Annotated in this window: 19 protein-coding genes; 8 read left to right on the top strand and 11 right to left on the bottom strand. The window is 63.5% G+C overall.

The features are described 5' to 3' along the window. Nucleotides 1–228 precede the first annotated feature (228 nt). Nucleotides 229–2,076 carry a phosphogluconate dehydratase gene (gene edd, locus LHU53_RS07020; RefSeq protein WP_227331641.1) on the top strand — a complete coding sequence of 616 codons (1,848 nt, stop codon included), beginning with the start codon at nucleotides 229–231 and terminating at the stop codon, nucleotides 2,074–2,076. Nucleotides 2,077–2,137: 61 nt separating this feature from the next. Next, nucleotides 2,138–2,779: a bifunctional 4-hydroxy-2-oxoglutarate aldolase/2-dehydro-3-deoxy-phosphogluconate aldolase gene (gene eda, locus LHU53_RS07015; RefSeq protein ID WP_227331639.1), complete on the top strand. Its 642-nt coding sequence runs from the start codon at nucleotides 2,138–2,140 to the stop codon at nucleotides 2,777–2,779. A 41-nt stretch (nucleotides 2,780–2,820) separates the two neighbouring features. Here the strand turns inward: eda and gloA are convergent, their stop codons facing one another. Next, nucleotides 2,821–3,231 (bottom strand): lactoylglutathione lyase, encoded by a 411-nt coding sequence (gene gloA / locus LHU53_RS07010; RefSeq protein ID WP_227331637.1) that lies wholly within the window; start codon nucleotides 3,229–3,231, stop codon nucleotides 2,821–2,823. 147 nt (nucleotides 3,232–3,378) lie between these two features. Here gloA and LHU53_RS07005 point away from each other — a divergent pair, with 147 nt between their 5' ends. Beyond that, nucleotides 3,379–3,762 (top strand): hypothetical protein, encoded by a 384-nt coding sequence (locus LHU53_RS07005; RefSeq protein ID WP_227331635.1) that lies wholly within the window; start codon nucleotides 3,379–3,381, stop codon nucleotides 3,760–3,762. A gap of 65 nt (nucleotides 3,763–3,827) precedes the next feature. On the opposite strand, the gene LHU53_RS07000 is transcribed toward LHU53_RS07005, so the two are convergent. Continuing rightward, nucleotides 3,828–5,660, bottom strand: a complete 1,833-nt coding sequence (locus tag LHU53_RS07000; RefSeq protein ID WP_227331633.1) for a DEAD/DEAH box helicase — start codon at nucleotides 5,658–5,660, stop codon at nucleotides 3,828–3,830. Between the two features lie 243 nt (nucleotides 5,661–5,903). Here LHU53_RS07000 and ettA point away from each other — a divergent pair, with 243 nt between their 5' ends. Genes ettA through LHU53_RS06985 form a run of 3 tightly spaced genes read left to right on the top strand, consistent with a single transcriptional unit; the run spans nucleotide 5,904 to nucleotide 9,870 of the window. Then, nucleotides 5,904–7,565, top strand: coding sequence for an energy-dependent translational throttle protein EttA (gene ettA / locus LHU53_RS06995; protein ID WP_227331631.1), 1,662 nt, complete (start codon nucleotides 5,904–5,906; stop codon nucleotides 7,563–7,565). 39 nt (nucleotides 7,566–7,604) lie between these two features. Beyond that, nucleotides 7,605–7,799 carry a hypothetical protein gene (locus tag LHU53_RS06990; protein WP_227331629.1) on the top strand — a complete coding sequence of 65 codons (195 nt, stop codon included), beginning with the start codon at nucleotides 7,605–7,607 and terminating at the stop codon, nucleotides 7,797–7,799. Then, the gene (locus tag LHU53_RS06985; RefSeq protein WP_255631938.1) at nucleotides 7,792–9,870 is read left to right on the top strand and encodes a DUF1631 family protein; all 2,079 of its coding nucleotides are present in this window, start codon (nucleotides 7,792–7,794) and stop codon (nucleotides 9,868–9,870) included. Before LHU53_RS06990 ends, LHU53_RS06985 begins: the two co-directional genes overlap by 8 nt. A 1-nt stretch (nucleotide 9,871) precedes the next feature. Here the strand turns inward: LHU53_RS06985 and LHU53_RS06980 are convergent, their stop codons facing one another. From LHU53_RS06980 to LHU53_RS06955, 6 genes are all read right to left on the bottom strand, one after another. After that, nucleotides 9,872–10,318 carry a GatB/YqeY domain-containing protein gene (locus tag LHU53_RS06980; RefSeq protein ID WP_227331625.1) on the bottom strand — a complete coding sequence of 149 codons (447 nt, stop codon included), beginning with the start codon at nucleotides 10,316–10,318 and terminating at the stop codon, nucleotides 9,872–9,874. 173 nt (nucleotides 10,319–10,491) lie between these two features. Next, complete coding sequence (rpsU, locus tag LHU53_RS06975; RefSeq protein ID WP_075586606.1) at nucleotides 10,492–10,704, bottom strand: 30S ribosomal protein S21; 213 nt, start codon at nucleotides 10,702–10,704, stop codon at nucleotides 10,492–10,494. Nucleotides 10,705–10,966: 262 nt separating this feature from the next. Further along, a complete protein-coding gene (locus LHU53_RS06970; protein ID WP_227331623.1) occupies nucleotides 10,967–11,731 on the bottom strand; it encodes an ABC transporter permease in 765 nt (254 codons plus the stop codon). Further along, nucleotides 11,724–12,671 (bottom strand): ABC transporter ATP-binding protein, encoded by a 948-nt coding sequence (locus LHU53_RS06965; protein WP_227331621.1) that lies wholly within the window; start codon nucleotides 12,669–12,671, stop codon nucleotides 11,724–11,726. Before LHU53_RS06965 ends, LHU53_RS06970 begins: the two co-directional genes overlap by 8 nt. After that, nucleotides 12,668–13,918 carry an ABC transporter permease gene (locus tag LHU53_RS06960; RefSeq protein ID WP_227331619.1) on the bottom strand — a complete coding sequence of 417 codons (1,251 nt, stop codon included), beginning with the start codon at nucleotides 13,916–13,918 and terminating at the stop codon, nucleotides 12,668–12,670. Before LHU53_RS06960 ends, LHU53_RS06965 begins: the two co-directional genes overlap by 4 nt. A gap of 6 nt (nucleotides 13,919–13,924) precedes the next feature. Continuing rightward, nucleotides 13,925–14,857: an ABC transporter substrate-binding protein gene (locus LHU53_RS06955; protein ID WP_304621925.1), complete on the bottom strand. Its 933-nt coding sequence runs from the start codon at nucleotides 14,855–14,857 to the stop codon at nucleotides 13,925–13,927. A 154-nt stretch (nucleotides 14,858–15,011) separates the two neighbouring features. Here LHU53_RS06955 and LHU53_RS06950 point away from each other — a divergent pair, with 154 nt between their 5' ends. Then, nucleotides 15,012–15,293 (top strand): DUF427 domain-containing protein, encoded by a 282-nt coding sequence (locus LHU53_RS06950; protein WP_227331617.1) that lies wholly within the window; start codon nucleotides 15,012–15,014, stop codon nucleotides 15,291–15,293. A 19-nt stretch (nucleotides 15,294–15,312) separates the two neighbouring features. On the opposite strand, the gene LHU53_RS06945 is transcribed toward LHU53_RS06950, so the two are convergent. The 3 genes from LHU53_RS06945 to LHU53_RS06935 are packed head-to-tail and all read right to left on the bottom strand — an operon-like array spanning nucleotide 15,313 to nucleotide 21,205. Continuing rightward, nucleotides 15,313–16,737, bottom strand: a complete 1,425-nt coding sequence (locus LHU53_RS06945) for an efflux transporter outer membrane subunit (protein ID WP_227331615.1) — start codon at nucleotides 16,735–16,737, stop codon at nucleotides 15,313–15,315. Then, the gene (locus LHU53_RS06940; protein WP_227331613.1) at nucleotides 16,730–19,885 is read right to left on the bottom strand and encodes an efflux RND transporter permease subunit; all 3,156 of its coding nucleotides are present in this window, start codon (nucleotides 19,883–19,885) and stop codon (nucleotides 16,730–16,732) included. The genes LHU53_RS06945 and LHU53_RS06940 overlap by 8 nt, the downstream gene beginning before the upstream one ends. 12 nt (nucleotides 19,886–19,897) lie before the next feature. Further along, nucleotides 19,898–21,205, bottom strand: coding sequence for an efflux RND transporter periplasmic adaptor subunit (locus LHU53_RS06935; RefSeq protein WP_370632234.1), 1,308 nt, complete (start codon nucleotides 21,203–21,205; stop codon nucleotides 19,898–19,900). A 123-nt stretch (nucleotides 21,206–21,328) separates the two neighbouring features. Here LHU53_RS06935 and LHU53_RS06930 point away from each other — a divergent pair, with 123 nt between their 5' ends. Continuing rightward, entirely contained in the window at nucleotides 21,329–21,955 is a 627-nt protein-coding gene (locus LHU53_RS06930; RefSeq protein WP_227331607.1) for a TetR family transcriptional regulator, read from the top strand. Nucleotides 21,956–21,980: the final 25 nt, after the last annotated feature.

Genomic DNA, 21,980 nt, shown 5'->3' with positions numbered 1-21,980 from the left:
CAACACGGAACGACCGCATTTATCGCTGAAAATGCAAACGCCCGATGTGGTGCATCGGGCGTCTATCGCCGGTTAACCCCGGCACTTTTCAACCGTTCTGAGTGTCAACGCAATTCAGGACGGGTCACGCTTGTAGCTGGCAGCCTGGCGGTAACCCGCGGGCAGGCGGGGGGTGTCATCCTGGGTTAGGATGCGTCATGTAATTTAGTTACTAACTTTTAACGCCACATGAAACTCAACACCACCGTCCACGCCGTCACCCAACGCATCATCGCCCGCAGCCAGCCAACCCGCAGCGCGTATTTGGCGCAGGTACAAGCCGACGCCAAGCGGCCCCCGGGCGCACAGCGCATGGGTTGCGCCAATGTGGCGCATGCCTTTGCCGCCTTGCCGGGCAACGACAAGCTGCGGGTGGTGGCTGAAAAAGCGCCCAACATCGGCATCGTCACCGCCTACAACGACATGTTGTCGGCGCATGCACCGCTGGGCCATTACCCGGACCTGATCAAAACAGAAGCGCGCCAACACGGTGCCAACGCGCAGGTGGCCGGGGGTGTGCCCGCCATGTGCGACGGTGTCACGCAGGGTCAGCCGGGCATGGAGTTGAGCCTGTTTTCACGCGATGTGATCGCTTTGGGCACGGCGATTGCGCTGAGTCACGATGTGTTTGCCGGGGCGCTGATGCTGGGTGTATGTGACAAGATCGTGCCGGGCCTGCTGATTGGCGCCTTGCAGTTTGGCCATTTGCCCACCGTGTTTGTGCCCGCCGGGCCGATGACCTCGGGCCTGTCCAACAACGCCAAATCCAAGGTGCGGGAACAAGCCGCGCAAGGGCTGGTCGGGCGCGACGAGTTGCTGGCCGCCGAGTCCGCCGCGTACCACGGCGAGGGCACCTGCACCTTTTACGGCACGGCCAACAGCAACCAGATGCTGCTCGAAGCCATGGGCTTGCATGTGCCGGGCACGGCCTTCATCAACCCAGGTGCCGCCTTGCGGGATGAACTCACGCGCGAAGCCGTGCGCACCGTGCTGGGCACGCCAGACTACAAGTGCCCGCCGATTGGTTTGGTGGTGGACGAGCGCTGCATCGTCAACGCCATGGTGGCGTTGCTGGCCACCGGCGGCTCCACCAACCACCTGATCCACTGGGTCGCGGTGGCCGCGGCAGCCGGTATCGTGATTGACTGGGATGATTTTTCAGCCCTGTCCGACGTGGTGCCGCTGTTGACCCGTGTCTACCCGAATGGCAGCGCCGATGTGAACCAGTTCCAGGCAGCGGGTGGCCCGGGTTATGTGATCCGCGAACTGCTGGACGGCGGCTTCCTGCACGCCAACGTGCTCACCGTGCGTGCCGGTGGTTTGCGCGACTACACCCGCATGCCTGCCGGTGCAGCGCCAGCGGCCGACGCGCAAGGGGCCAGCGGCACCCCAGCCCTGGTTTGGAACGACATCGGCGCCAGCAAAGACGAAGCGGTGGTGCGCCCGGCCAGCAACCCGTTCAGCGCCAGCGGCGGCTTGAAATTGCTTCAGGGCAATCTCGGGCGCAGTGTGATCAAGATCTCGGCGGTGCCGGATGACCGCCATGTCATCGAGGCGCCGTGCCGCGTGTTTGACTCGCAGGATGCTCTGCACCACGCGTTTGACGCCGGTGAACTCAACCAGGACGTGGTGTGTGTGGTGCGCTGGCAGGGCCCCCAAGCCAACGGCATGCCGGAGTTGCACAAACTCACGCCGCCGCTGGCGGTGTTGCAAGGCAAGGGCTTCCGGGTGGCGCTGGTGACTGACGGGCGTATGAGTGGTGCCTCGGGCAAAGTGCCCGCGGCGATCCACGTTTCGCCCGAAGCCGTGGCCGGTGGGCCGCTGGCCAAGGTCCGTGATGGTGATGTGATCCGGCTGGATGCTCCGGCGGGCACGCTGCAGGTGTTGGTGAATGAGGATGTCTGGGCGGCGCGTGAAACATTGGCCATGCCCGAGGCGTTGCGCGCTGCCAACGGCGTCGGCACGGGGCGCGCGTTGTTTGCCAACATGCGCCGCAATGCCAGTGGCGCGGAAGCAGGCGCCTGCACCTGGCTGTGAGCCGCGCCAGCGTCAGCTGCCTGCGCGGCGTACATTTGTCATCCATTTTCAGGACAACCCCATGAACGCCACCACACCTTTAACTGCCTTGCAGGTCATGCAAGACGCCCCGGTGATCCCGGTCATTGTGCTGAACGACGTGGCACACGCGGTGCCGATGGCCCGTGCGCTGCTGGCAGGCGGCATCCGCATGCTGGAAGTCACCTTGCGCACGCCGCAAGCGCTGGCGTGCATCGAGGCCATTGCGCGCGAGCTGCCTGAGGCTGTGGTGGGCGCAGGCACCGTGCGCAGCGTGGCCGATGCCCAGGCGGCTGCCAAGGCCGGGGCGCGCTTTGCGGTCAGCCCGGGCTACACCAGCGCGGTCGGGCAGGCCTGTCGCGATGCCGGGCTGGCGCTGCTGCCCGGTGTCGCCACCGCCAGCGAGATCATGCGGGCGTGTGAGGACGGCTTCACCGAACTCAAGTTTTTTCCCGCCGTCCAGGCAGGCGGAGTGGCCATGCTCAAGGCCTGGGCCGGGCCGTTTTTTGATGTCAAGTTTTGCCCCACCGGCGGCCTCACGCTGCAGAATGCGCCGGATTTTCTGGCGCTGGGCAATGTGGTGTGTGTGGGCGGCTCCTGGCTGGTGCCGGCCAATGTGCCCGAGTCAGGCGACTGGGGCCGGGTGACCCGCCTGGCGATGGAAACCCAGGTGCTGCGCAAGTAGACCCTGGCAAGACGGCACGAGCAGCACCTTGACGCCGGGGCTCAGCGCAAACCAACGCCGGCGCTGTCCTGGGTGCGCTCAATCAGCTCCACCTTGTAACCATCCGGGTCGGTCACAAAAGCAATCACGGTGCTGCCGCCTTTGACCGGGCCCGCTTCGCGCGTGATGGTGCCACCGGCAGCGCGGATCTTGTCGCAGGCCGCTTTGGCATCGGGCACACCCAGCGCGATGTGGCCGTAGGCGGTGCCCATGTCATATGTCTCGACACCGTAGTTGTAGGTCAGTTCCAGCTCGGCGTGGTCGGGGTTGCTGCCGTAACCAACAAACGCCAGTGAGTATTTGTACTCCGGGTTGTCAGAGGTGCGCAGCAGCGTCATGCCCAGCACCTGGGTGTAGAAGTCGATGGAGCGCTGCAAATTGCCGACGCGCAGCATGGTGTGAAGAAATCGCATGAAAAGAATTCCTGACAAGTTAAAAGTGAAGGCGCTGGTAGACAAGTCTCCATGGCGCCGGGTTGCGGGTAACTTTAGCGTCTGACAGCAAGCTGTGACGGCGTTTGGGGAATAATCCCCAGCCTCTTCACCCGATGCGAGCCCACCATGCCTGTGTTTACCAAAATTGTTCTGTTCACCGATACCGATGGCCGTGCGCGTTTTCGTGAGGAAGCCATAGCGCTTGACCAAGGCAAGCCCGAATCAGCCCTGTCGGCGCTGATGCCCTCGGGCGGCTATCAGCTGCGTCAAAGCCCGGTCGGGTTTCGCAGCAGCTTTCACTGCACGACCGATCCCCAGTGGGTGTTCATCCTGGGCGGTCAGATGGAAATCTTGCTGCAAGACGGTAGCTCGCGGGTGTTCAAACCGGGTGAGCACTTTTACTCCGCAGACGTGTTGCCCGCCGGGCAGACGTTTGACGCTACGGTGCACGGGCACTGGAGCCGCCAGGTGGGGCCCGATGAACTGGTCACGCTGTTTGTGCGCGGCTGACCCCCAATAGCCGGGATCTCGGTCTGCGCGTCCGGCAGACCGGTCACAGGCCGAGACCGCCGCGATCAGCGGCTGCTTGGGCCGCGCGAGCCGCCGCCTGATCCACCGGGGCCACCCGAGCGGCCACGGCTGCCAGAGCGGTTGCCACCACCTGAGCGGCTGGGGCCGCCGCCAAAACCACCACCTGCTGCCGGGCCAGCGCTGCGATTGCCGCCGCCGCTGAAACCGCCGCCACTGCGGCGCGGGCCACGGTCGGACATCATGTCGACGCTGGTGCGCATCGGGTCCGGTTGGCCGCCTGCGCCGCGTGTGGGTGCAGGTGCGGGGCCACCGTAACCGCCGCCGTTGCCACCACCGTAACCACGCGCCGGGCGTTGACCCGGGCCGCGCACGGCTTGCTCTGCGGCTGACAAATGGCTGCGTGGTTCGATGTCACGGCCACCCACTTCCAGCTCGAAACTGCCTTCGGTGCGCAAACCAGCCGGGCGGCGCTCGCCACCCGCAGGGCGCGGACCACGCCCGCCGCCGCCGCCACCGCTTCGCCCTTCAGCGCTGCGGCCACGGCTTGCGCCGCCGTTGCCGCCACCATTGGCAGGGCGGGTCGCGCCCGGTCCCTTGCTGTCACGCACACGGGTCAGCATCTCGGAGCGGGCCGCCTTGGCGGCAGCCATCATCACCTCGCGGCTTGGCGGCTTGCCAGCACCGCCCCAGATGGTCTGGCGGCCCATGGCGATGGGCTCGGCTTTTTCGCCAGGCTCGGGCATGAAGCCGTCCTTGATTTCCACCGGAATATCTTGTTTGGTGAAGCGTTCAATGGCTTGCATGAAGCCTTCTTCGTCCAGACTCACCAGGCTCACCGCCTGGCCTTCGGCGCCGGCGCGGCCGGTGCGGCCAATGCGGTGCACATAGTCTTCACAGACGTTGGGAATGTCGTAGTTCACCACGTGCGGCAGGTCGTCGATGTCGATGCCACGGGCAGCAATGTCGGTGGCCACCAGGGCGCGGACTTCGCCGCTTTTGAAATCAGCCAGCGCCTGGGTGCGGGCCGACTGGCTCTTGTTGCCGTGCAGGGCCATGGCGTTGATGCCGTTCTTGGTCAAAAACTCGGCCACATTGTTGGCGCCAAACTTGGTGCGGGTGAACACCAGCACCTGGCTCCAGTTGTGTTCCTGGATGATGTGGGCCAGCAAGACCTTTTTCTTGCCGCGGCCGACCGGGTGGATCAGCTGGGTGATGCGTTGCACCGTGGTGTTGCGCGGGGTGACCTGCACACTCTGCGGGTTTTTCAGCAGCGTGGCGGCGAGTTCGCGGATTTCGTCGCTGAAGGTGGCGGAGAACAGCAGGCTCTGTTTGTCCTTGGGCACGGCGGCCAGCACTTTTTTGACGTCATGGATGAAGCCCATGTCGAGCATGCGGTCCGCTTCGTCGAGCACCAGAATCTGCACCTGGCCCAGGTCCAGCATGCCTTGCTGCATCAAGTCCAGCAGGCGCCCAGGGGTGGCCACCAGAATGTCGACGCCTTTTTTCATGCGGCTGATTTGGGGGTTCATGCCGACACCACCAAACACGGCGGCGGAGGTGATGTCGAGGTATTTGCCGTAGGTTTGGACCGATTCTTCCACCTGGGCGGCCAGCTCGCGGGTGGGCGTGAGCACCAGGGCGCGGATGGCGATGCCACCAAACTTGTTGCGCGGGGCCTCGGCGGCGCAGAGTTTGTTGAGCATCGGCAGCACGAAGGCGGCGGTTTTGCCGGTGCCGGTTTGCGCGCCACCCAGCAGGTCATGGCCGGCCAGCACCAGCGGAATCGCCTGGGCCTGAATGGGTGTGGGGGTTTCGTAGCCTTGCTCGAGCACGGCCTTGATGATGGCCGGGGCCAAATGGAGTTCTTCAAATTTCATGGTGAGGTGCACCCCATCCAGGGTGCCAGGACATCAGCCCGTTTTGACGCGTTGTCGCGCCAATTCAGTCAAAGGCAGATGGGATCAAAAACGGAGCTTCGAGGGGCTGAAGCTCCCAGCAAGGTGCTGGCGTTGCAGGTAACTGAAGTCCCACAACGGCGTGCATTGTCGCATGGTCGCGCCAGTTCTTGCGGGTGAAGCCCGATAATGGCGGTTTTTCACTGACACAACATCACAGGTCCTATGGCTCAATACGTATTTTCGATGAACCGCCTTGGCAAGATCGTGCCGCCCAAGCGGCATATCCTGAAAGACATTTCGCTGAGTTTTTTTCCGGGCGCCAAGATCGGGGTCTTGGGCACCAACGGCTCGGGCAAGTCCACTTTGCTGAAAATCATGGCCGGGCTGGACAAGGACATCGAAGGCGAAGCCATCCCGATGCCTGGCCTGAACATTGGGTACTTGCCGCAGGAGCCGCAGTTGGATCCGACCCAGACGGTGCGCCAGAGCATCGAAGCTGGCATGGGCAAACTGTTTGCTGCCAAGGCGCGCCTGGAAGAGGTGTATGTTGCCTACGGCGAAGAAGATGCGGACTTTGACGCGCTGGCCGCCGAGCAGGCCGAGCTCGAAGCCATCATCGCCACCGCGGGGACCGATTCCGAACACCAGCTGGAGATTGCCGCTGACGCACTGCGCCTGCCGCCGTGGGATGCGGTCATTGGTGTGCTGTCGGGCGGTGAAAAGCGCCGTGTGGCGCTGTGCAGCCTGTTGCTGAGCCACCCTGACATGTTGTTGCTGGACGAACCCACCAACCACCTGGATGCCGAATCGGTGGACTGGCTGGAGCAGTTCCTGCAGCGTTACAGCGGCACCGTGGTGGCCATCACCCACGACCGCTACTTTTTGGACAATGCCGCCGAGTGGATTCTGGAAATGGACCGCGGCTCGGGCATTCCCTACAAGGGCAATTACAGCTCGTGGATGGAGCAAAAGCAGGCCCGCCTCGAGCAGGAAAAGAAGGGTGAAGAATCCCGCGCCAAGACCCTGAAGAAAGAGCTGGAATGGTCACGCCAGAACCCCAAAGCGCGTCAGGCCAAGAGCAAGGCGCGTCTGGCCCGTTTTGAAGAACTGTCTGACTTTGAATACCAGAAGCGCAACGAAACCAATGAAATCTTCATCCCGGTGGCGGACCGCCTGGGCCAGGAAGTGATTGAATTTGTCAACGTCAGCAAGTCCTTTGGCGACCGGGTGCTGATCGACAACCTGACCTTCAAGGTGCCACCAGGCGCCATCGTCGGCATCATCGGCCCCAATGGGGCTGGTAAATCGACGCTGTTTCGCATGATTTCGGGCCAGCAAAAACCTGACAGCGGCGAGGTGAAGATTGGCCAGACCGTGAAGATGGCGTTTGTGGACCAGAACCGCGACGACCTGGCCAACGAAAAAACCGTCTGGGAAGACGTGTCGGGCGGGCTGGACATGCTCAACATTGGCAAGTTCACCATGGCCAGCCGCGCTTATTGCGGGCGTTTCAACTTCAACGGCTCTGACCAGCAAAAACGCGTCGGTACCTTGTCGGGCGGGGAACGTGGTCGCCTGCACCTGGCCAAAACCCTGATCGCTGGCGGCAACGTGTTGATGCTCGACGAGCCGTCCAACGACCTGGACGTGGAAACCCTGCGTGCGCTGGAAGACGCCTTGCTGGAGTTTGCGGGCACGATCATGGTCATCAGCCACGACCGCTGGTTCCTGGACCGCATCGCCACCCACATCCTGGCCTGCGAGGGTGACAGCCAGTGGACCTTCTACAACGGCAACTACCACGACTACGAAGAAGACAAGAAGAAGCGCCTGGGCGACGAGGGCGCGCGCCCGCACCGCATGCGTTTCAAGGCCCTGAAGTAAACGCCGGGGCGCCTCACTTCGCTCCTGACCTGCCGCACCATGCCCGCCCCATCCCTTTACGACAGTTTGCTCGATCAGGCTGTCCAAGCCAGTGGGGGGCTGGTGTTGACGCTGGTCATGGCGGCCAAGCAGTCGATGCACGCCGAGGCGCTGCTGGCGCGCGACGCCGTGGAGCGCGAGCGCTTGGAGCAGGGGGGGGCGGTTGTTGGCCCAACAGGCCGCCCTGTTGGGTGAACGATTTCCCGCAGTCCTGCGGACGGTGTTTCAGCGTTATGACGGGCCCGAGGCAGGTCATGACGACCTGGTCAGCCAGGCCTTGCATCTGGACCAACTCGAACTCATGGACGAAGGCCAGCTGCAGGAGCGGGTGGCGCTGGCTCGCCTGCTGCAGCATGTGTTGCAGCAAGCAGAGGCGTCGCTGTCAGAGCTCCACAGCTATGTCAGCGCCTTGCTGGGGCTGCCGCGGGTGTGTCCACAGCGTAACCCGTTGCGACCGGATTCCTATGTGACGGCGTTGCAGCAGGTGATGACCGCGATGAACGTGCCAACCCGGGTGCGTGCCATGTGGCTGCACCACATGGCGCCTGCCTTGGGGCTGGCCTTGGATCAGGCCTATCAGGCATGGTCGGACCAGTTGCGGCGCCAGAATGTGCGGCGCGCAGGCTTCACGGTGATCCGTACACCCGAGACAACGCCTGCGGTCAAGCCGACCCAGCCTGGCCGTGCGCAGCGGGCGGTATGGACACCGCAGTACCGGCAAACGGTGTTGACGCTGGATAAATTGCGGCGTTTGATGGCAGGTGAACTGGATGCGCCCGCAGACGATGCCCAGTCGGCTTATGCCCGGCAGTTCAGAAACGAATTCGAATCGGGTCCGGGCGCCGCAGCGCGTGCCACCCTGGCCACACTGGACACCAGCTTCCAGACCACCGTGCCGGCGGCTTTGGATGCCTTGCAGGACATGCAGCAGTTGAATGCGGTCGTGCAACGCATGCAGCAGCGCCCTGCGGCACCGGTTGGGCGCGCAGACGGGCGTTCGTTGGCCGAGGCCGTGCGCGACGATCTGTCCAGCGCCGCCACCTCCATGAGCCAGGTGCTCAGCCTGGAAGTGGTGTCGCAAATGGTGGCCAACCTGGCGCAGGACGCCCGCTTGCTGGCGCCGGTTCGCAAGATCATTGAGCGGCTGGAGCCCGCCTTGTTGCGACTGGTGATCATCGATCCCCGGTTTTTTATCGACCGGATGCATCCAGCACGGCAGTTGCTGCAGGAGATTTCTCAACGCGGGCTGGCATTTGCGGTCGAGGACGATCCGGAATTCCGGGATTTTTTGCTGTCACTGCAGCGCCATGTCAGTCCCTTGTCGGTGCTGAACATCGAGAGTGTCCAGCCGTTCGAGGTTGCGCTGAAGCAGTTCTTGCAAGACTGGGATGACCCGAAAGTCAGGACCCGTCTGAGTAGCCAGATTCACAGTGCGGCCGTGGTGCTGGGTGAGGCCGAAGCGCGAAACCTGCGGGCCGAACAGATGGTCGAAAAGTTAAGGGCTTTGCCCGACATGGGCAGGGTGCCGCAGGAGGTGGCTGACTTTGTGGTGGGGCCGTGGGTGCAGGTGATGGCCCAGGCTGAACTCAAGGATATGTCCAGGTCAGACGATCCGGGTGACTACAAAATGCTGGTCAATGACCTGCTTTGGAGCGCGCAGCCGACGCTGACCAGAAAAGATGTGAGCCGCTTGACCAAGCTGGTGCCCCGACTGCTGTCCCGATTGCGCGAGGGTTTGAATTTGATTGGCTACCCAAGCACCCAGACCAGCGTATTTTTTGATGTGCTGATGCAACTGCATCATCAGGCGTTCAGGCCGGCGGCTCAAGCAGAGTCGCAGGCGGTTGCTCAGGGTGTTGAGGAGGATCGATGGGGCGGTCACGACCATTGGGTGGCCCCATTCGAGGCCAAAGCTTCTGGTTTCATGGCGTTTCCCGATGGGCAGGCGCAGGCATCGCCACAGCCGATTGTGGTTGAATCGGCGCCTGATGCGCTGCCGGTTGCACTCACGCTGGGTGCCTGGATTGAGCTGGAGCTCAAAGGACACTGGCAACGCCTGCAATTGTCCTGGATCAGCCCGCACGGCACCATGTTTCTATTCATCAGCGCCCGCGGCAAGACACAGTCCATGACCCAGCGGTTTTTTGACCGACTGGTGGCCGAAGGTCGCTTGCGGGTGGTGTCCGACCAGATGTCAATGGTGGAAGGCGCGCTGGATGCCGTGGTGCACACGGCCCTGCGCAACAGCATCGACAGTGGTGGCTGAATCAGCCCGCCAGCGCGGCTTTGACCGCTTGTGACACCAGGGCCATGTCGGCCTTGCCGGCCAGTTGGGCCTTGACAGCGCCCATGACCTTGCCCATGTCGCCTGGGCCTTTGGGTCCCAGTGTGGCCACGATGGCCGCGACAGCAGCATGGACTTCCTCTCCGCTCAGACGCTGCGGCAGGTAAGCTTCCAGCACCTTGATCTCGTCACTTTCCTTGTCAGCCAGGTCTTGGCGCTGCGCCTGCAGGTAGGCGGCAACCGAGTCCTTGCGTTGTTTGATCAGTTTGTCCACGATACCCACCAGCATGGCATCGTCCACCACCACCCGCTCATCAACTTCTTTCTGTTTCACCGCCGACAGCAGCAGCCGGATGGTGCCCAGGCGGATGCTGTCCTTGGCACGCATGGCATTTTTCATGTCTTCGGTGACTTGATCTTTGAGTGACATGGTGGGGCTCCTGCTGGAATAAAAGGCGGTGGGGTGGGGTGGAAAAGTAGTCAGTCAGCAACAAAAAAAGCCCGCCTGAGCGTCCCCGGCGAGCAATTGGTCAAGGTATCGAGCCTTGGCTGTGTCAGTAACAGAGCAGGTGCCATCTGCACCCAACACCCTGTTGGCTAACTTTAAAACAGTTTCTTGGGCAACTGCATGGCGCGGATGCGCTTGTAATTGCGTTTGACGGCGGCAGCCTTCTTGCGCTTGCGCTCGGCGGTGGGCTTTTCGTAGAACTCGCGTGCGCGCAAGTCGGTCAGCAGACCCAATTTTTCAATGGTGCGCTTGAAGCGACGCAGGGCGACGTCAAAAGGTTCGTTTTCTTTAACACGGATGGTTGTCATGAACGTGAAGTTATCCAAAAGGTGCAGACTTCAAAAATTGGAAGATCGGGCCAAAATTTGATCTTGCGAATTTCTCCGCTTAAAAGTTGATCAGGCAGCGGAGTTTTGCCAGCAAAGCCTGCGATTATAACGATTTGTGCCGCGTTTGGAAGTGCCTTGTGCCGACAACGTCGCCTGATGGGCTGACAAAAAAGCCCACTGACCTTTGGCTGGGCAGCCCGATGGGTGGCGCGGACCTCTTGCTGATGGCGTTGTGGTCGGGTCAGTTGGACCACGCCACACGTCTGGCCAGGCGCTCAAAACCCATGTCAACGGCCACCGCCAGCAGGCCCACCAGCAGTGCGCCCTGGATCACATAGGCGGTGTTGAAGCCGCTCAACCCCACAATGAGGGGTGAGCCCAGGGTTTTGGCGCCCACGGTTGAGGCAATGGCGGCGGTGCCAATGTTGATGATGACCGAGGTGCGCACACCGGCCAGCCAGACCGGCAAGGCCAAGGGTATTTCCACCTGGCGCAGCACCTGAGCTGGTGTCATGCCCATCGCCCGGGCGGATTCCAATGCCGCCTGCGGTACTGCCGCCAGTCCGGCCAGCGCGGCCTGTAACACGGGCAACAGGCCATACAGCGCCAGCGCGATCAAGGCCGGCATGTCACCAAACCCCACCACCGGGACCGCCAGCGCCAGCACGGCAATGGGTGGCAGGGTCTGGCCGGTGGCCGCCAGGGTTTGCATCATGGGCTCAAACACCCGTCCGCTGCGGCGGGTCACCGCGATGCCCGCACCCAGACCCACGGCGGTAGCGATGGCGCTGGAGACCAGCACCAGCGCCAGATGCCGCCACACCAACTCGGCAAAGGGTTCTTGCAGATACACCGGGCGTTCCAGCTCGGGGAAGAGGGCGCCAAACACACCTTCGGCATGCGGCAGCCCGTAGGTCAGCGCCCCGAACGCGGCCAGTACCCACAGCAACGGGTCCCGCACCCAGCGGCTCGGCTGGGGTGTATTGGCTGGATCGGCTTCAGCCATGAGACGGTGTGGCGGGTGAAAAGACATCGGCGGCGTGCAAACTGCCCACCACCTCCTGCTGCAGGTTCACGATGGACACCACCGAGGCCCCGTGCACAGCCAGCGTGGCCACGGCCTCACGCAACGAGGCGGTGTTGGCCAAGGTGGGTGAGCCGGGTGGGGCAGGCGCCCGGCGTACCAGCGGCGCCACCGGTTTGAGCGACAGCAGTTTGATACCCAGGTCAGCCCGCCCGACAAAATCCAGCACAAAGTCATCCGCCGGGTTGGACAACAGATCCAGTGGTGTGGCAACCTGCACCACCTGTCCGTGGTTGAGCAGCACGATGCGGTCTGCCAGCAGCAGCGCTTCGTCGATGTCGTGGGTGACCAGCACGATGGTTTTGCCAGAACTTTGGTGCACCCGTTTGAGTTCCAGCTGCAGTGTGGCGCGTGTCACCGGGTCGAGCGCGCCAAACGGCTCATCCATCAGCAGCACGGCCGGGTCCGCCGCCAGCGCACGCGCCACCCCGACGCGTTGCTGCTGGCCGCCCGACAACTGATGCGGCAAGCGCTGCAGAAACTGCGCTGGCGCCATGCCAAACACGGTCAACAGCTCGCACACGCGCTGGTGAATGCGCTCACGCGGCCAGCCCAGCAACTGCGGCACGGTGGCGATGTTGCGCGCCACCGTCCAGTGGGGAAACAGGCCCACGGACTGGATCGCGTAACCCATGCGCCGGCGCAGTTCGCGCACATCAAAGCTGTCAATCTCGCGCCCTTCCAGCAAGATGTGCCCCCGGTCGTGGTCGATCATGCGGTTGATCATTTTCAGGGCGGTGCTTTTGCCCGACCCTGACGGGCCGATGAACACCACCAGTTCCCCCTGGGCGATGTGCAGGTTGAGGTTGTCGACGGCCATCACGCCGTCGTACGATTTGCCGATGTTCTGGAATTCGATCATGCGGTGTACCGCCCGGCGTCGGCCCGTGGTGCAACAGCTGGCGAGTCGTCCAGCAACGCCGCGGGTCGTGTGAACGAGATCAACGCCTTGAAGAGTGCATCCACCAGCATCGCCAGCAGCACAATCGGCAGCACGCCGAGCAGCACCAGGTCGTTGGCCGCGCTGAACAGGCCGTCGAACATCAGCGACCCCAATCCCCCGGCACCCACCAGCGCGGTCACGGCGGCGAGGCCGATGGTTTGAACCACCGCGGTGCGCAAACCCGGCAACAGCACCGGCAGCGCCAGCGGCAACTCGACGCGCCAGAAGATCTGGCCATCGGTCATGCCCATCGCGCGGGCGGCGGTTTGGGTGGCTTCGGGCACCTGGTCCAGCCCAGCCAGCGCCGAGCGGGTGATGGGCAGCAGGCTGTACAACACCAGCGCCAGCACCGCCGGGGCCAGCCCCACACCACTGATGCCGGCCTGGGACAGCGCCGGAAACCGCAGCGCCAGCCAGGCCAGCGGCGCCATGAACAAGCCAAACAGCGCGATCGACGGGATCGTCTGGATGATGTTGAGCAGCGGGAACACAGCCTGGCGCAGGCGCGTGAACCGGCTGCAGGCCCAGGCCAGCGGCAGCGCCAGCAGCACCGAGGGCAAGGTGGCGACCGCCACAATCTGCAGGTGGCGCCGCACCGCGGTCCAAAACACATCGTCGCGGTTGGCGTATTCCTTCAGGATGGACAGGTCATGGCCCACGCCCAGCACCAGCAGGGTGACAAATGGTATCGCCACGCCGCCCATCACCGCATGGCGCCGCACGGCAGAGCGGGTGAGGTGCTGCACCGCGTCCAGGCTCGCCAGCCAGGCCAAGGCCAGGATGCTCCAAAAGCCCGCGCCCAAAGACGTACGGGCCAGGCGGGATTCGGTGAGCGTCACCTGCTGGGCATAACGGCCCACCAGCCAGAAAAGACCCGCCATCAGACCAGCCATCAGCAACAGCGTCGTGACCGGATGCCAACGGTCCATCAGACCACCGGGTCCGCTGACAGTCGGTATGGGGGCGGGCGCGTTGGTCGGGGAAAACACCAGAACAATCAGCGGCAAGACCATCCACCCCGCCCAACCCGGCAGCAGCGCTGAGAGAAAGACCGGCTCACCCGACAGCAAACGGTTGGGTGCCACCCGCGCCACAGGCAGCGCCCAGGCGGCCCACAAGCCCAACGTGGTGCAGACGGCCAGAACCGGATGGGCCTGCCAACGCACGCTGGTTTACTTGATGAAACCCTTGCTGCGCAAATAGTCCCCGGCCACCTTGCGCGCGTCGATCCCTTCCAGCTGGATGCGGGCGTTGAGTTGCTGCAGCGTTTCGGTGTCCAGCGATTTGAAGATGGGCGCCAGCACGGTGGCAATCACCGGGTGACGCTTGAGCACGTCTTCGCGGACCAACGGGGCCGGCGCATACACCGGCTGGGCGCCCTTGGGGTCTTGCATGATGACCAGGCCCAGGGCCGCGACCGGACCGTCGGTGCCATAAGCCATGGCGGCGTTCACCCCGGAGGTCTTTTCAGCCGCGGCGCGCAGGGTGGCGGCTGTGTCGCCGCCAGCCAGCACCAGGGTTTGGTCCGGCCGCAGTTTCAGCCCATACGCTGCGGTGAAAGCGGGCAAACCGTCGGGGCGCTCCATGAATTCGGCCGAGGCCGCCAGTTTGAATGGGCCCGCGCCGGCTGCAAACTTGGCCAGGTCGTCCAGCGTGCGCAGCTGGTTAGCGCTGGCGACATCCTTGCGCACGGCAATGGCCCAGGTGTTGTTGGCGTTGGCGGGCTCCAGCCAGACGATGTGATTGCGCTCCAGATCCAGCTTTTTGACCAGCTCGTAACCGGCACGTAGGTCTTTCCAGGCCTTGTTGCCTTCGTCGCCGAGCATGAAGGCACCGTTGCCGGTGTATTCGGGGTAGATGTCGATTTCTCCGGCCACCAGCGCGGTCCGCACCACCTTGGTGTTGCCCAGGGAGACCTTGTTGTCCACCTTCAGACCCTGCGCTTCAAGCGCCAGCACGATGAGGTTGCCCAGCAGCTTGCCTTCGGTGTCGATCTTGGAGCCCACGCGCAGCGGTGCTGCCGTCTGGGCCTGCGCTATCCAAGAGGAGCCCAGCAGGACCGTCACACCAGCCGCCAGCAGGAAGTTACGTCGCCAAGTGGACATCATGGGGATCCCTTTCAATAGGTTGACCCCTGCCTTGCGTTGAAACGCCTTGGTCGGGGAGGGATCAAGGATAAGCGAAAACCCATGTCCACGGGCCGATGGGCCGCAGCCCGGCTGTGGTGCAATCTGGCCGTCAATCAACAAGGAGTCCGTCATGAAAGCAATCTGGAACGGCGCTGTCATCGCCGAGAGCGATGACACGGTGCTGGTGGAGGGCAACCACTATTTCCCGGCGAGTGCCCTCAACCGCGACCTGGTGCGTTTTAGCAACCACAAAACGAGTTGTGCCTGGAAGGGGCAGGCCAGCTACTACTCGCTGATGGTCAACGGCGAGATGAACATCGACGCCGTCTGGTACTACGCTGATCCCAAACCAGAAGCCGACGCGGTGCGTGACCGCGTGGCGTTCTGGAAGGGTGTGCAGGTCACGGCGTAGGCCGCGCTGGCAGGCCGGGTCACCGGGCGGCGGCACTCGGCGCGGGGGTGTCCTGCAGGCCACCGCCCAGGCTCTTGAAGAGCGCGATCTGATTCTGCAGATAGGCCAGGCGCGTCTGCACCAGCGCCTGCTGGGCCGAAAACAGCGAGCGTTGCGCATCCAGCCAGTCGAGCTGACTGGCCGCGCCATTGTCAAAACGCAACTGGGTCAGGCGGGCGCGTTCACTCTCGGCGGTCAGCAGTGCCTGGCTGGCTTGCAGCTGCTGCTCCAGCGTGACCTGGCCGGCCAGGCCATCGGCCACCTCGCGGAAGGCGCTTTGAATGGCCTTCTCGTACTGCGCCACGGCAATCTCGCGCCCGGTTTGCGCGGCGTCCAGATTGGCCTGGTTGCGTCCGGCGTCAAAAATCGGCAGGATCAGCTGCGGTGCCAGCGTCCAGCCCCAGGAGCCGTCTTTGAACAGGCCCGAGAGTTCATTGCTGGCCGACCCGGCGCTGGCGGTGAGCGTGATGCGCGGGAAAAACGCCGCCCGTGCCGCACCGATGTTGGCGTTGCTGGCGATCAGCAGCTGCTCGGCCTGGCGAATGTCGGGCCGGTAGGTCAACAAATCAGACGGCAACCCGGCAGGCAAACGGGTGAATTGCAAGGCCTCCAGCTGGCCACTGGCCAGTTGCGCGCGGGCCGAGGCGGGCAGGCTTTGGCCCAGCAGCAAGGTCAGCGCGTTTTCGTCCAGCGCACGCTTCTGGGTTTGCTGCGCCAGGGTGACGCGGGCGCTCTCCAGCAGGGATTGCGCCAGACGCCACTCCAGGTCCGAGGCCGCGCCGTGACGCTGTTTCAGGTTCACCAGTTTGAGCGACTCCTCGCGGCTGGCCAGCGTCTGGCGTGAGGTGCGCAGTAATTCCTCGTCGGCCAGCAGCGTCAGCCAGCCTTGCGCCACGGCAGACATGAGGCTGATGCGGGCGGTTTGGCTGGCTTCAAAGGTGGACAAATACTGCGCCAGCGCCTGCTCTTTGAGGCTGGCCACCCGGCCAAAAAAGTCCAGCTCGTAGGCGGTGAAAATCAACCCGCCGGTGTAAGAGCTGCTGATGCCGCCATCGCTGGCAGGCGCGCGCGAACCGGTCAGCCCGGCATTGACCGACGGCAACTGATCAGCACGCCGCAAGCCCAACTGGGCCCGCGCCTGTTCGATGTTGAGCACCGAGACGCGCAGGTCGCGGTTGTTGCTCAACGCGATGCTGATCAGCTCCTGCACCGTGGCATTGGCATAAAACGCCTGCCAGTCCTTGTTCCAGGCGGGCTGCACGCCAGATGGATCCGCGCGATCCACAGCGACCCGATCCGGCCACTGGGTGGCGATGGGCGCGGCAGGGCGCTCGTAAGTGGGTATCAGCGAACAGGCCGACAGGGCACCCGCACAGGCCAGGGTCAAAACGGATAACTTATTCATGCGAATGCACTCCCATGTGTGCTGCCTGTTCGGCATGCACTTGCTGCTGGCGCTCGCTGTCCTTGAACAAGCCGCGCACCACCACAAAAAAGATCGGCACAAACACCACTGCCAACGCGGTGCCGGTCAGGATGCCACCAATCACCCCGGTGCCAATCGCGCGCTGGCTGGCCGAACCCGCACCAGAGGACAGGGCCAAGGGCAGCACACCCAAGGTGAACGCCATGGAGGTCATGATGATCGGCCGAAACCGCAGGTGCGCCGCTTCCAGCGCGGCGGCCACCGCGGTCTTGCCCTGGGCCTGCAGGTCTTTGGCAAATTCGATGATCAGGATCGCGTTTTTGGCAGATAGCCCGATGATGGTGATCAGCCCGACCTGAAAGTACACGTCATTCGAATAATTGCGCAGCAGCGTCGCCACGATCACCCCCAGCACGCCCAGCGGCACCACCAGAATCACCGCCATCGGGATGCTCCAGCTCTCGTACAACGCGGCCAGACACAAAAACACCGCCAAGATCGCAAAGCCGTAGAGGATCATGGCTTGCGAGCCGGCCAGTTTTTCTTCGCGCGAGGTGCCTGTCCACTCATAACCAAAGCCCTGCGGCAGTTTGGCGGCCAGCTGTTCCATCTCGGCCATGGCCGCACCGGTGCTGAAGCCTGGGGCGGCGCTGCCGCTCAGGCGCATGGCCGGATAGCCGTTGTAACGCACGGTCTGCATGGCGCCGGTCACCCAGCGGGTGGTGGCGAAGGCTGACAGCGGCACCATCTGGCCCTTGTTGTTGGCCACGTTGAGTCTCAGCAAGTCGTCGGGTTGCATGCGTGCTGGCGCATCGGCCTGCACCACCACCCGCTGCAGGCGCCCGGCGTTGGGGAAGTCGTTGATGTAGGCCGATCCCAGCGTCGTGGAGATCAGGCTGTTGATGGCATCAAAACTGACGCCCAGCGCGTTGGCTTTGTCGCGGTCAATGTCCACCTGCAGCTGTGGCGCGTCTTCCAGACCGTCAGGGCGCACCTGGGTGATCACCTTGCTTTGGGCCGCCATGCCCAGCAGCTGGTTGCGTGCTGCCAAGAGCGCGTCGTGGCCCAAACCGGCACGGTCCTGCAGTCGGAAGCTGAAACCACTGGAGGCGCCCAGTTCAGGAATGGGCGGCGGGCTCAAGGGGAAGATGAACGCATCGCGGATGCCCGACAGGGCACCAAAAGCGCGCCCGGCCAGTGCCTCGGCAGAACTGCCCGGCCCTTCGCGTTCAGCCCAGTCCTTGAGGGTCACAAACGCCAGCGCAGCGTTCTGGCCCTGACCTGAGAAGCTGAAGCCCAGCACGCCGACCATGCTTTTCACTTCGGGCTGGCTCAGGATGAAACCTTCCACCTGCTTCATCACCTCCAGCGTGCGCTCTTGGGTGGCGCCAGGGGGCAGTTGGACGTTGACCAGCATGCTGCCCTGGTCTTCATTGGGCAGGAACGAGGTGGGCAGGCGCTGGTACATCCAAGCGGCACCCGCCACGATGGCCAGGTAGATCGCCAGATACCGTGCGGCACGCGGCAGCAGCTTGGCCACGCCACGCTCGTAACCCTTGGCGGTGCTGGCAAAACCCCGGTTGAACCAGCCAAAGAAGCCGGTTTTGGCGTGGTGGTGCCCGGCTTCCACCGGCTTGAGCAGGGTGGCGCACAAGGCCGGTGTGAGGGACAGCGCCAGAAACGCCGAGAACGCAATCGACACCCCCATCACCGCCGAGAACTGGCGGTAAATGTTGCCAATCGAGCCGCTGAAAAACGCCAGCGGCACAAACACCGAGATCAGCACCACGGTCACGCCGATGATGGCCCCGGAGATCTGGCCCATGGCCTTGCGGGTGGCTTGCAGCGGCGGCAGCCCTTCCTCGCTCATGATGCGCTCGACGTTTTCGACCACCACAATGGCATCGTCCACCACGATGCCGATCACCAGCACCATGGCAAACATGGTCAGCACGTTGATGGAAAACCCCATGGCCAGCAGCGTGGCAAAGGTGCCCAAGAGCGCCACCGGCACCACCAGCGTCGGAATCAGCGTGTAGCGCCAGTCCTGCAAGAACAGGAACATCACCAGAAACACCAGCACGATGGCTTCCACCAGCGTCTCGGCCACTTGGCTCAGGGAGGTTTCAATGAAAACCGAGCTGTCGTAGGGAATGGACCAGGTCATCCCCTTGGGAAAGAAATTTTCCAGCTCATGCATGCGGGCCCGCACCGCTTTGGCTGTGGCCAGCGCGTTGCCGCTGGGCGACAACTGCACGCCAATACCGGTGGAGGGCTTGCCGTTCAGGCGGGCTGAGGTGGCATACGACTGGGCGCCGAGTTCGATGCGCGCCACATCTTTGAGCCGCACGGTGGAGCCATCGGTGTTGGCGCGCAGCACCACGTTGCCAAACTGCGCCACGCTGCTCAGCTGGCCGTTGACCACCACCGTGGCGGAAATGCCTTGTCCGGCCACATTGGGCAGGCTGCCGATTTCACCGGCAGAGACCTGGGCATTTTGCGCGCGGATGGCGGCATTCACCTCGGCAGCAGACAGGTTGAAGCTCACCAGCTTGGCCGGATCAACCCAGACGCGCATGGCGCGCTCGGTCCCGAACAGTTGGGCCTGGCCAACGCCGGGCAGGCGTTGCAACTCAGGCACGATGGAGCGCGAGGCGTAGTCGCCCAGCGCCACCGGGTCCAGCGCCGGGTCCTCGCTGGACAGAATGGCGAACAGCAAAAAGTTGTTGCGCGACTTGTCCACCCGCACACCCTGCTGGGTCACGGCCGACGGCAGCCGTGGCGTGGCGCGAGAGAGACGGTTTTGCACGTCGACCTGAGCCAGATCGGGGTCGGTGCCCGGCTGAAAACTCAGCGTGATGGTGCCCGTGCCATTGGCCTGCGCGGTAGACTCCATGTAGATCAGGCCGGGCGAGCCGTTCATCTCCTGTTCGACGATGGACAGCACGCTGTCCTCGAGCGTTTGCGCCGAGGCCCCCGGGTAGGTGGCCGAGACGATGATCGACGGTGGAGCCACCGGCGGGTATTGGGCAATCGGCAACTGGGTGATGGATACCACGCCCATCACCATGATGAACAGGGCAATCACCCAAGCAAAGATCGGGCGGTCAATGAAAAATTTAGCCATGCTGGGCGCTCCTTATTGCGCAGCGCTGGCTGACGCACTGGCCGGTTTGGCCGCTGGATCTGCCGGTGCGGCATTTCCTGCAGGCTGACTGGCCCCGTGGCCGGACGCCGCAGGCGCCCCGGACTGCCATGGCACGGGCTTGACCGGGCCGCCGCGCAGCTTCTGGAACCCGTCCACCATCACCTGTTCACCCGCCTGCAGACCGCTCATCACCACCCATTGGCCGTTTTGCTGGCCACCGACCTGGATCGGACGCGGCGTTGCTTTACCGTCGGCGCCCACCACCATCACCGTGTCGCCTTGTGGTGAGCGGGTCACGGCTTGTTGCGGCAACAGAATGGCGTTGCTGGCCTGGGCCTGTTCGAGGCGCACACGCACAAACAGGCCGGGTAGCAGGGCGCCGGTTGGGTTGGGTACCTCGGCGCGCAGGGTGATCTGGCCGCTGGTGCTGTCCACCGTCAGGTCAGAAAACAGCAACTTGCCGGCCTGGGGGTACTCGCTGCCGTCTTCCAGCACCACGCGCACACTGGCGCCCTGGTTGCCCGCGCGCTTGAACTGGCCGCTTTCCAACGCCTGACGCAGCCGCATCACTTCTGCGGCCGACTGGGTGAAATTGACGTACACCGGGTTGATCTGCTGGATGACCGCCAGCTGGGTGGCCTCACCTTGACCAACCAAAGCACCTTCGGTCACCAACGCACGGCCAATACGCCCGGCAATCGGTGCGGTGATGTTGGCGTAACCGACATTGATGCGGGCTGTCTGCACGGCGGCGCGGGCCACCGCCAGGTCAGCCTCGGCCTGTTTGTGTGCCGCTTGTGCGTTGATGAATTCCTGCTGGCTGATGGCCTTGGCCTCCGCCAGCGGTTTGTAACGCTCGGCCTGGGCGCTGGCTTGCATCACATTGGCCTCGGCCTTGGCGACGCTGGCGCTGGCGCTGGCCAGTGCCGCCTCATAGGGGCTGGCATCCACCTGAAACAGGGCCTGGCCCGCGCGCACGTCACTGCCTTCGGTGAACAGCCGTTTTTGCAGAATGCCTGCGGCGCGCGCCCGTACCTGCGCCACCCGGGAGGCTTCCAGGCGACCCGGCAACTCGGTGATCAGACCCACATTGCCCGGCGTGACGGTGAGCACACCCACTTCAGCCAAGGGCATCCCACCGCCGGGCCCGCCAGCGGCGCCAGCGTCGGTGCTTTTGCCACCACACGCGGCGAGTGCCAGCGCGACGCTGACCGCCAAGGCCGAGGGCAGGAACATGGATCGGGTGAAAGGGCGCCGCACGGGCAACGAGCAGTCAGACGCGGCTGAGGTGTGAGTCATGATGAGACTTCCATAAAAATGAAACGCGCTGTCAAGGTACGGCAGCCGCGCGGGTGATTTGATTTTTCCAAAATTATACATACAATCACGAATGTATACTGATAGCCCTTTGAAAGGTCCTGGATGGTGAGAAGAACCAAAGAAGACGCGCAGGCCACCCGCCAACAGTTGCTGGCGGCGGCGGTGCGGGTGTTCGCTGAAAAAGGGGTTTCACGCACCTCATTGCAAGACATTGCTGCCGCCGCAGGGACCACCCGTGGCGCCATTTACTGGCATTTCAAGAACAAGGCCGATTTGTTCAACGCCATGATGGACGATGCCATTTTGCCGATGGAGCAGGCCATGCAGCACATTGGCCACGACCCGGCCCAGGACCCGTTGTTTGAGCTGGAGCACGCCCTGCTGCAGACCATGCGCGACATCGTCAGCAACGACGCCACCCGCGCGGTGTTTGAAATTGCCCTCATGAAAGTCGAATACGTGGACGAACTGGTGGGCATCAAGGCCAGGCATGTCCAGTGTTATGCCGACGGCACGCGCGAAGTCACCCGCAGCCTGCAAGAGGCGGCGACGCACCGGGGTATCGACCTGCCGGTGAGTCCGGACATGGCGGCCCATGGCCTGCATGCGCTGATGGTGGGCCTGATCCACTCCTGGATGTTGTCGCCGCAGGCGTTTGACCTGGTGGCCGTGTCGCAAAGCGCCATCCGGGCGCAATTGGCGGGGCTGGGTTTGCATCCTGGTGTCTGAGGTGGCTCAGGGGGTATCGCCTAAA

This window comes from Rhodoferax sp. U2-2l (assembly GCF_020594515.1).
GTDB lineage: Bacteria > Pseudomonadota > Gammaproteobacteria > Burkholderiales > Burkholderiaceae_C > Rhodoferax.
Note: the sequence above shows the minus strand (reverse complement) of the source record. Positions and strands in the feature narration are given on the sequence as shown.

Excerpts from the sequence above, each read along its gene's own strand:
- LHU53_RS06940 (WP_227331613.1), bottom strand. The coding sequence starts at position 19,885 with ATGGCTAAATTTTTCATTGACCGCCCGATCTTTGCTTGGGTGATTGCC.
- edd (WP_227331641.1), top strand. The coding sequence starts at position 229 with ATGAAACTCAACACCACCGTCCACGCCGTCACCCAACGCATCATCGCC.
- LHU53_RS06930 (WP_227331607.1), top strand. The coding sequence starts at position 21,329 with ATGGTGAGAAGAACCAAAGAAGACGCGCAGGCCACCCGCCAACAGTTG.
- LHU53_RS06965 (WP_227331621.1), bottom strand. The coding sequence starts at position 12,671 with ATGATCGAATTCCAGAACATCGGCAAATCGTACGACGGCGTGATGGCC.
- LHU53_RS07005 (WP_227331635.1), top strand. The coding sequence starts at position 3,379 with ATGCCTGTGTTTACCAAAATTGTTCTGTTCACCGATACCGATGGCCGT.
- LHU53_RS07000 (WP_227331633.1), bottom strand. The coding sequence starts at position 5,660 with ATGAAATTTGAAGAACTCCATTTGGCCCCGGCCATCATCAAGGCCGTG.
- LHU53_RS06980 (WP_227331625.1), bottom strand. The coding sequence starts at position 10,318 with ATGTCACTCAAAGATCAAGTCACCGAAGACATGAAAAATGCCATGCGT.
- eda (WP_227331639.1), top strand. The coding sequence starts at position 2,138 with ATGAACGCCACCACACCTTTAACTGCCTTGCAGGTCATGCAAGACGCC.
- LHU53_RS06935 (WP_370632234.1), bottom strand. The coding sequence starts at position 21,205 with ATGACTCACACCTCAGCCGCGTCTGACTGCTCGTTGCCCGTGCGGCGC.
- LHU53_RS06945 (WP_227331615.1), bottom strand. The coding sequence starts at position 16,737 with ATGAATAAGTTATCCGTTTTGACCCTGGCCTGTGCGGGTGCCCTGTCG.
- gloA (WP_227331637.1), bottom strand. The coding sequence starts at position 3,231 with ATGCGATTTCTTCACACCATGCTGCGCGTCGGCAATTTGCAGCGCTCC.
- rpsU (WP_075586606.1), bottom strand. The coding sequence starts at position 10,704 with ATGACAACCATCCGTGTTAAAGAAAACGAACCTTTTGACGTCGCCCTG.
- LHU53_RS06970 (WP_227331623.1), bottom strand. The coding sequence starts at position 11,731 with ATGGCTGAAGCCGATCCAGCCAATACACCCCAGCCGAGCCGCTGGGTG.
- LHU53_RS06990 (WP_227331629.1), top strand. The coding sequence starts at position 7,605 with ATGCCCGCCCCATCCCTTTACGACAGTTTGCTCGATCAGGCTGTCCAA.
- ettA (WP_227331631.1), top strand. The coding sequence starts at position 5,904 with ATGGCTCAATACGTATTTTCGATGAACCGCCTTGGCAAGATCGTGCCG.
- LHU53_RS06955 (WP_304621925.1), bottom strand. The coding sequence starts at position 14,857 with ATGTCCACTTGGCGACGTAACTTCCTGCTGGCGGCTGGTGTGACGGTC.
- LHU53_RS06950 (WP_227331617.1), top strand. The coding sequence starts at position 15,012 with ATGAAAGCAATCTGGAACGGCGCTGTCATCGCCGAGAGCGATGACACG.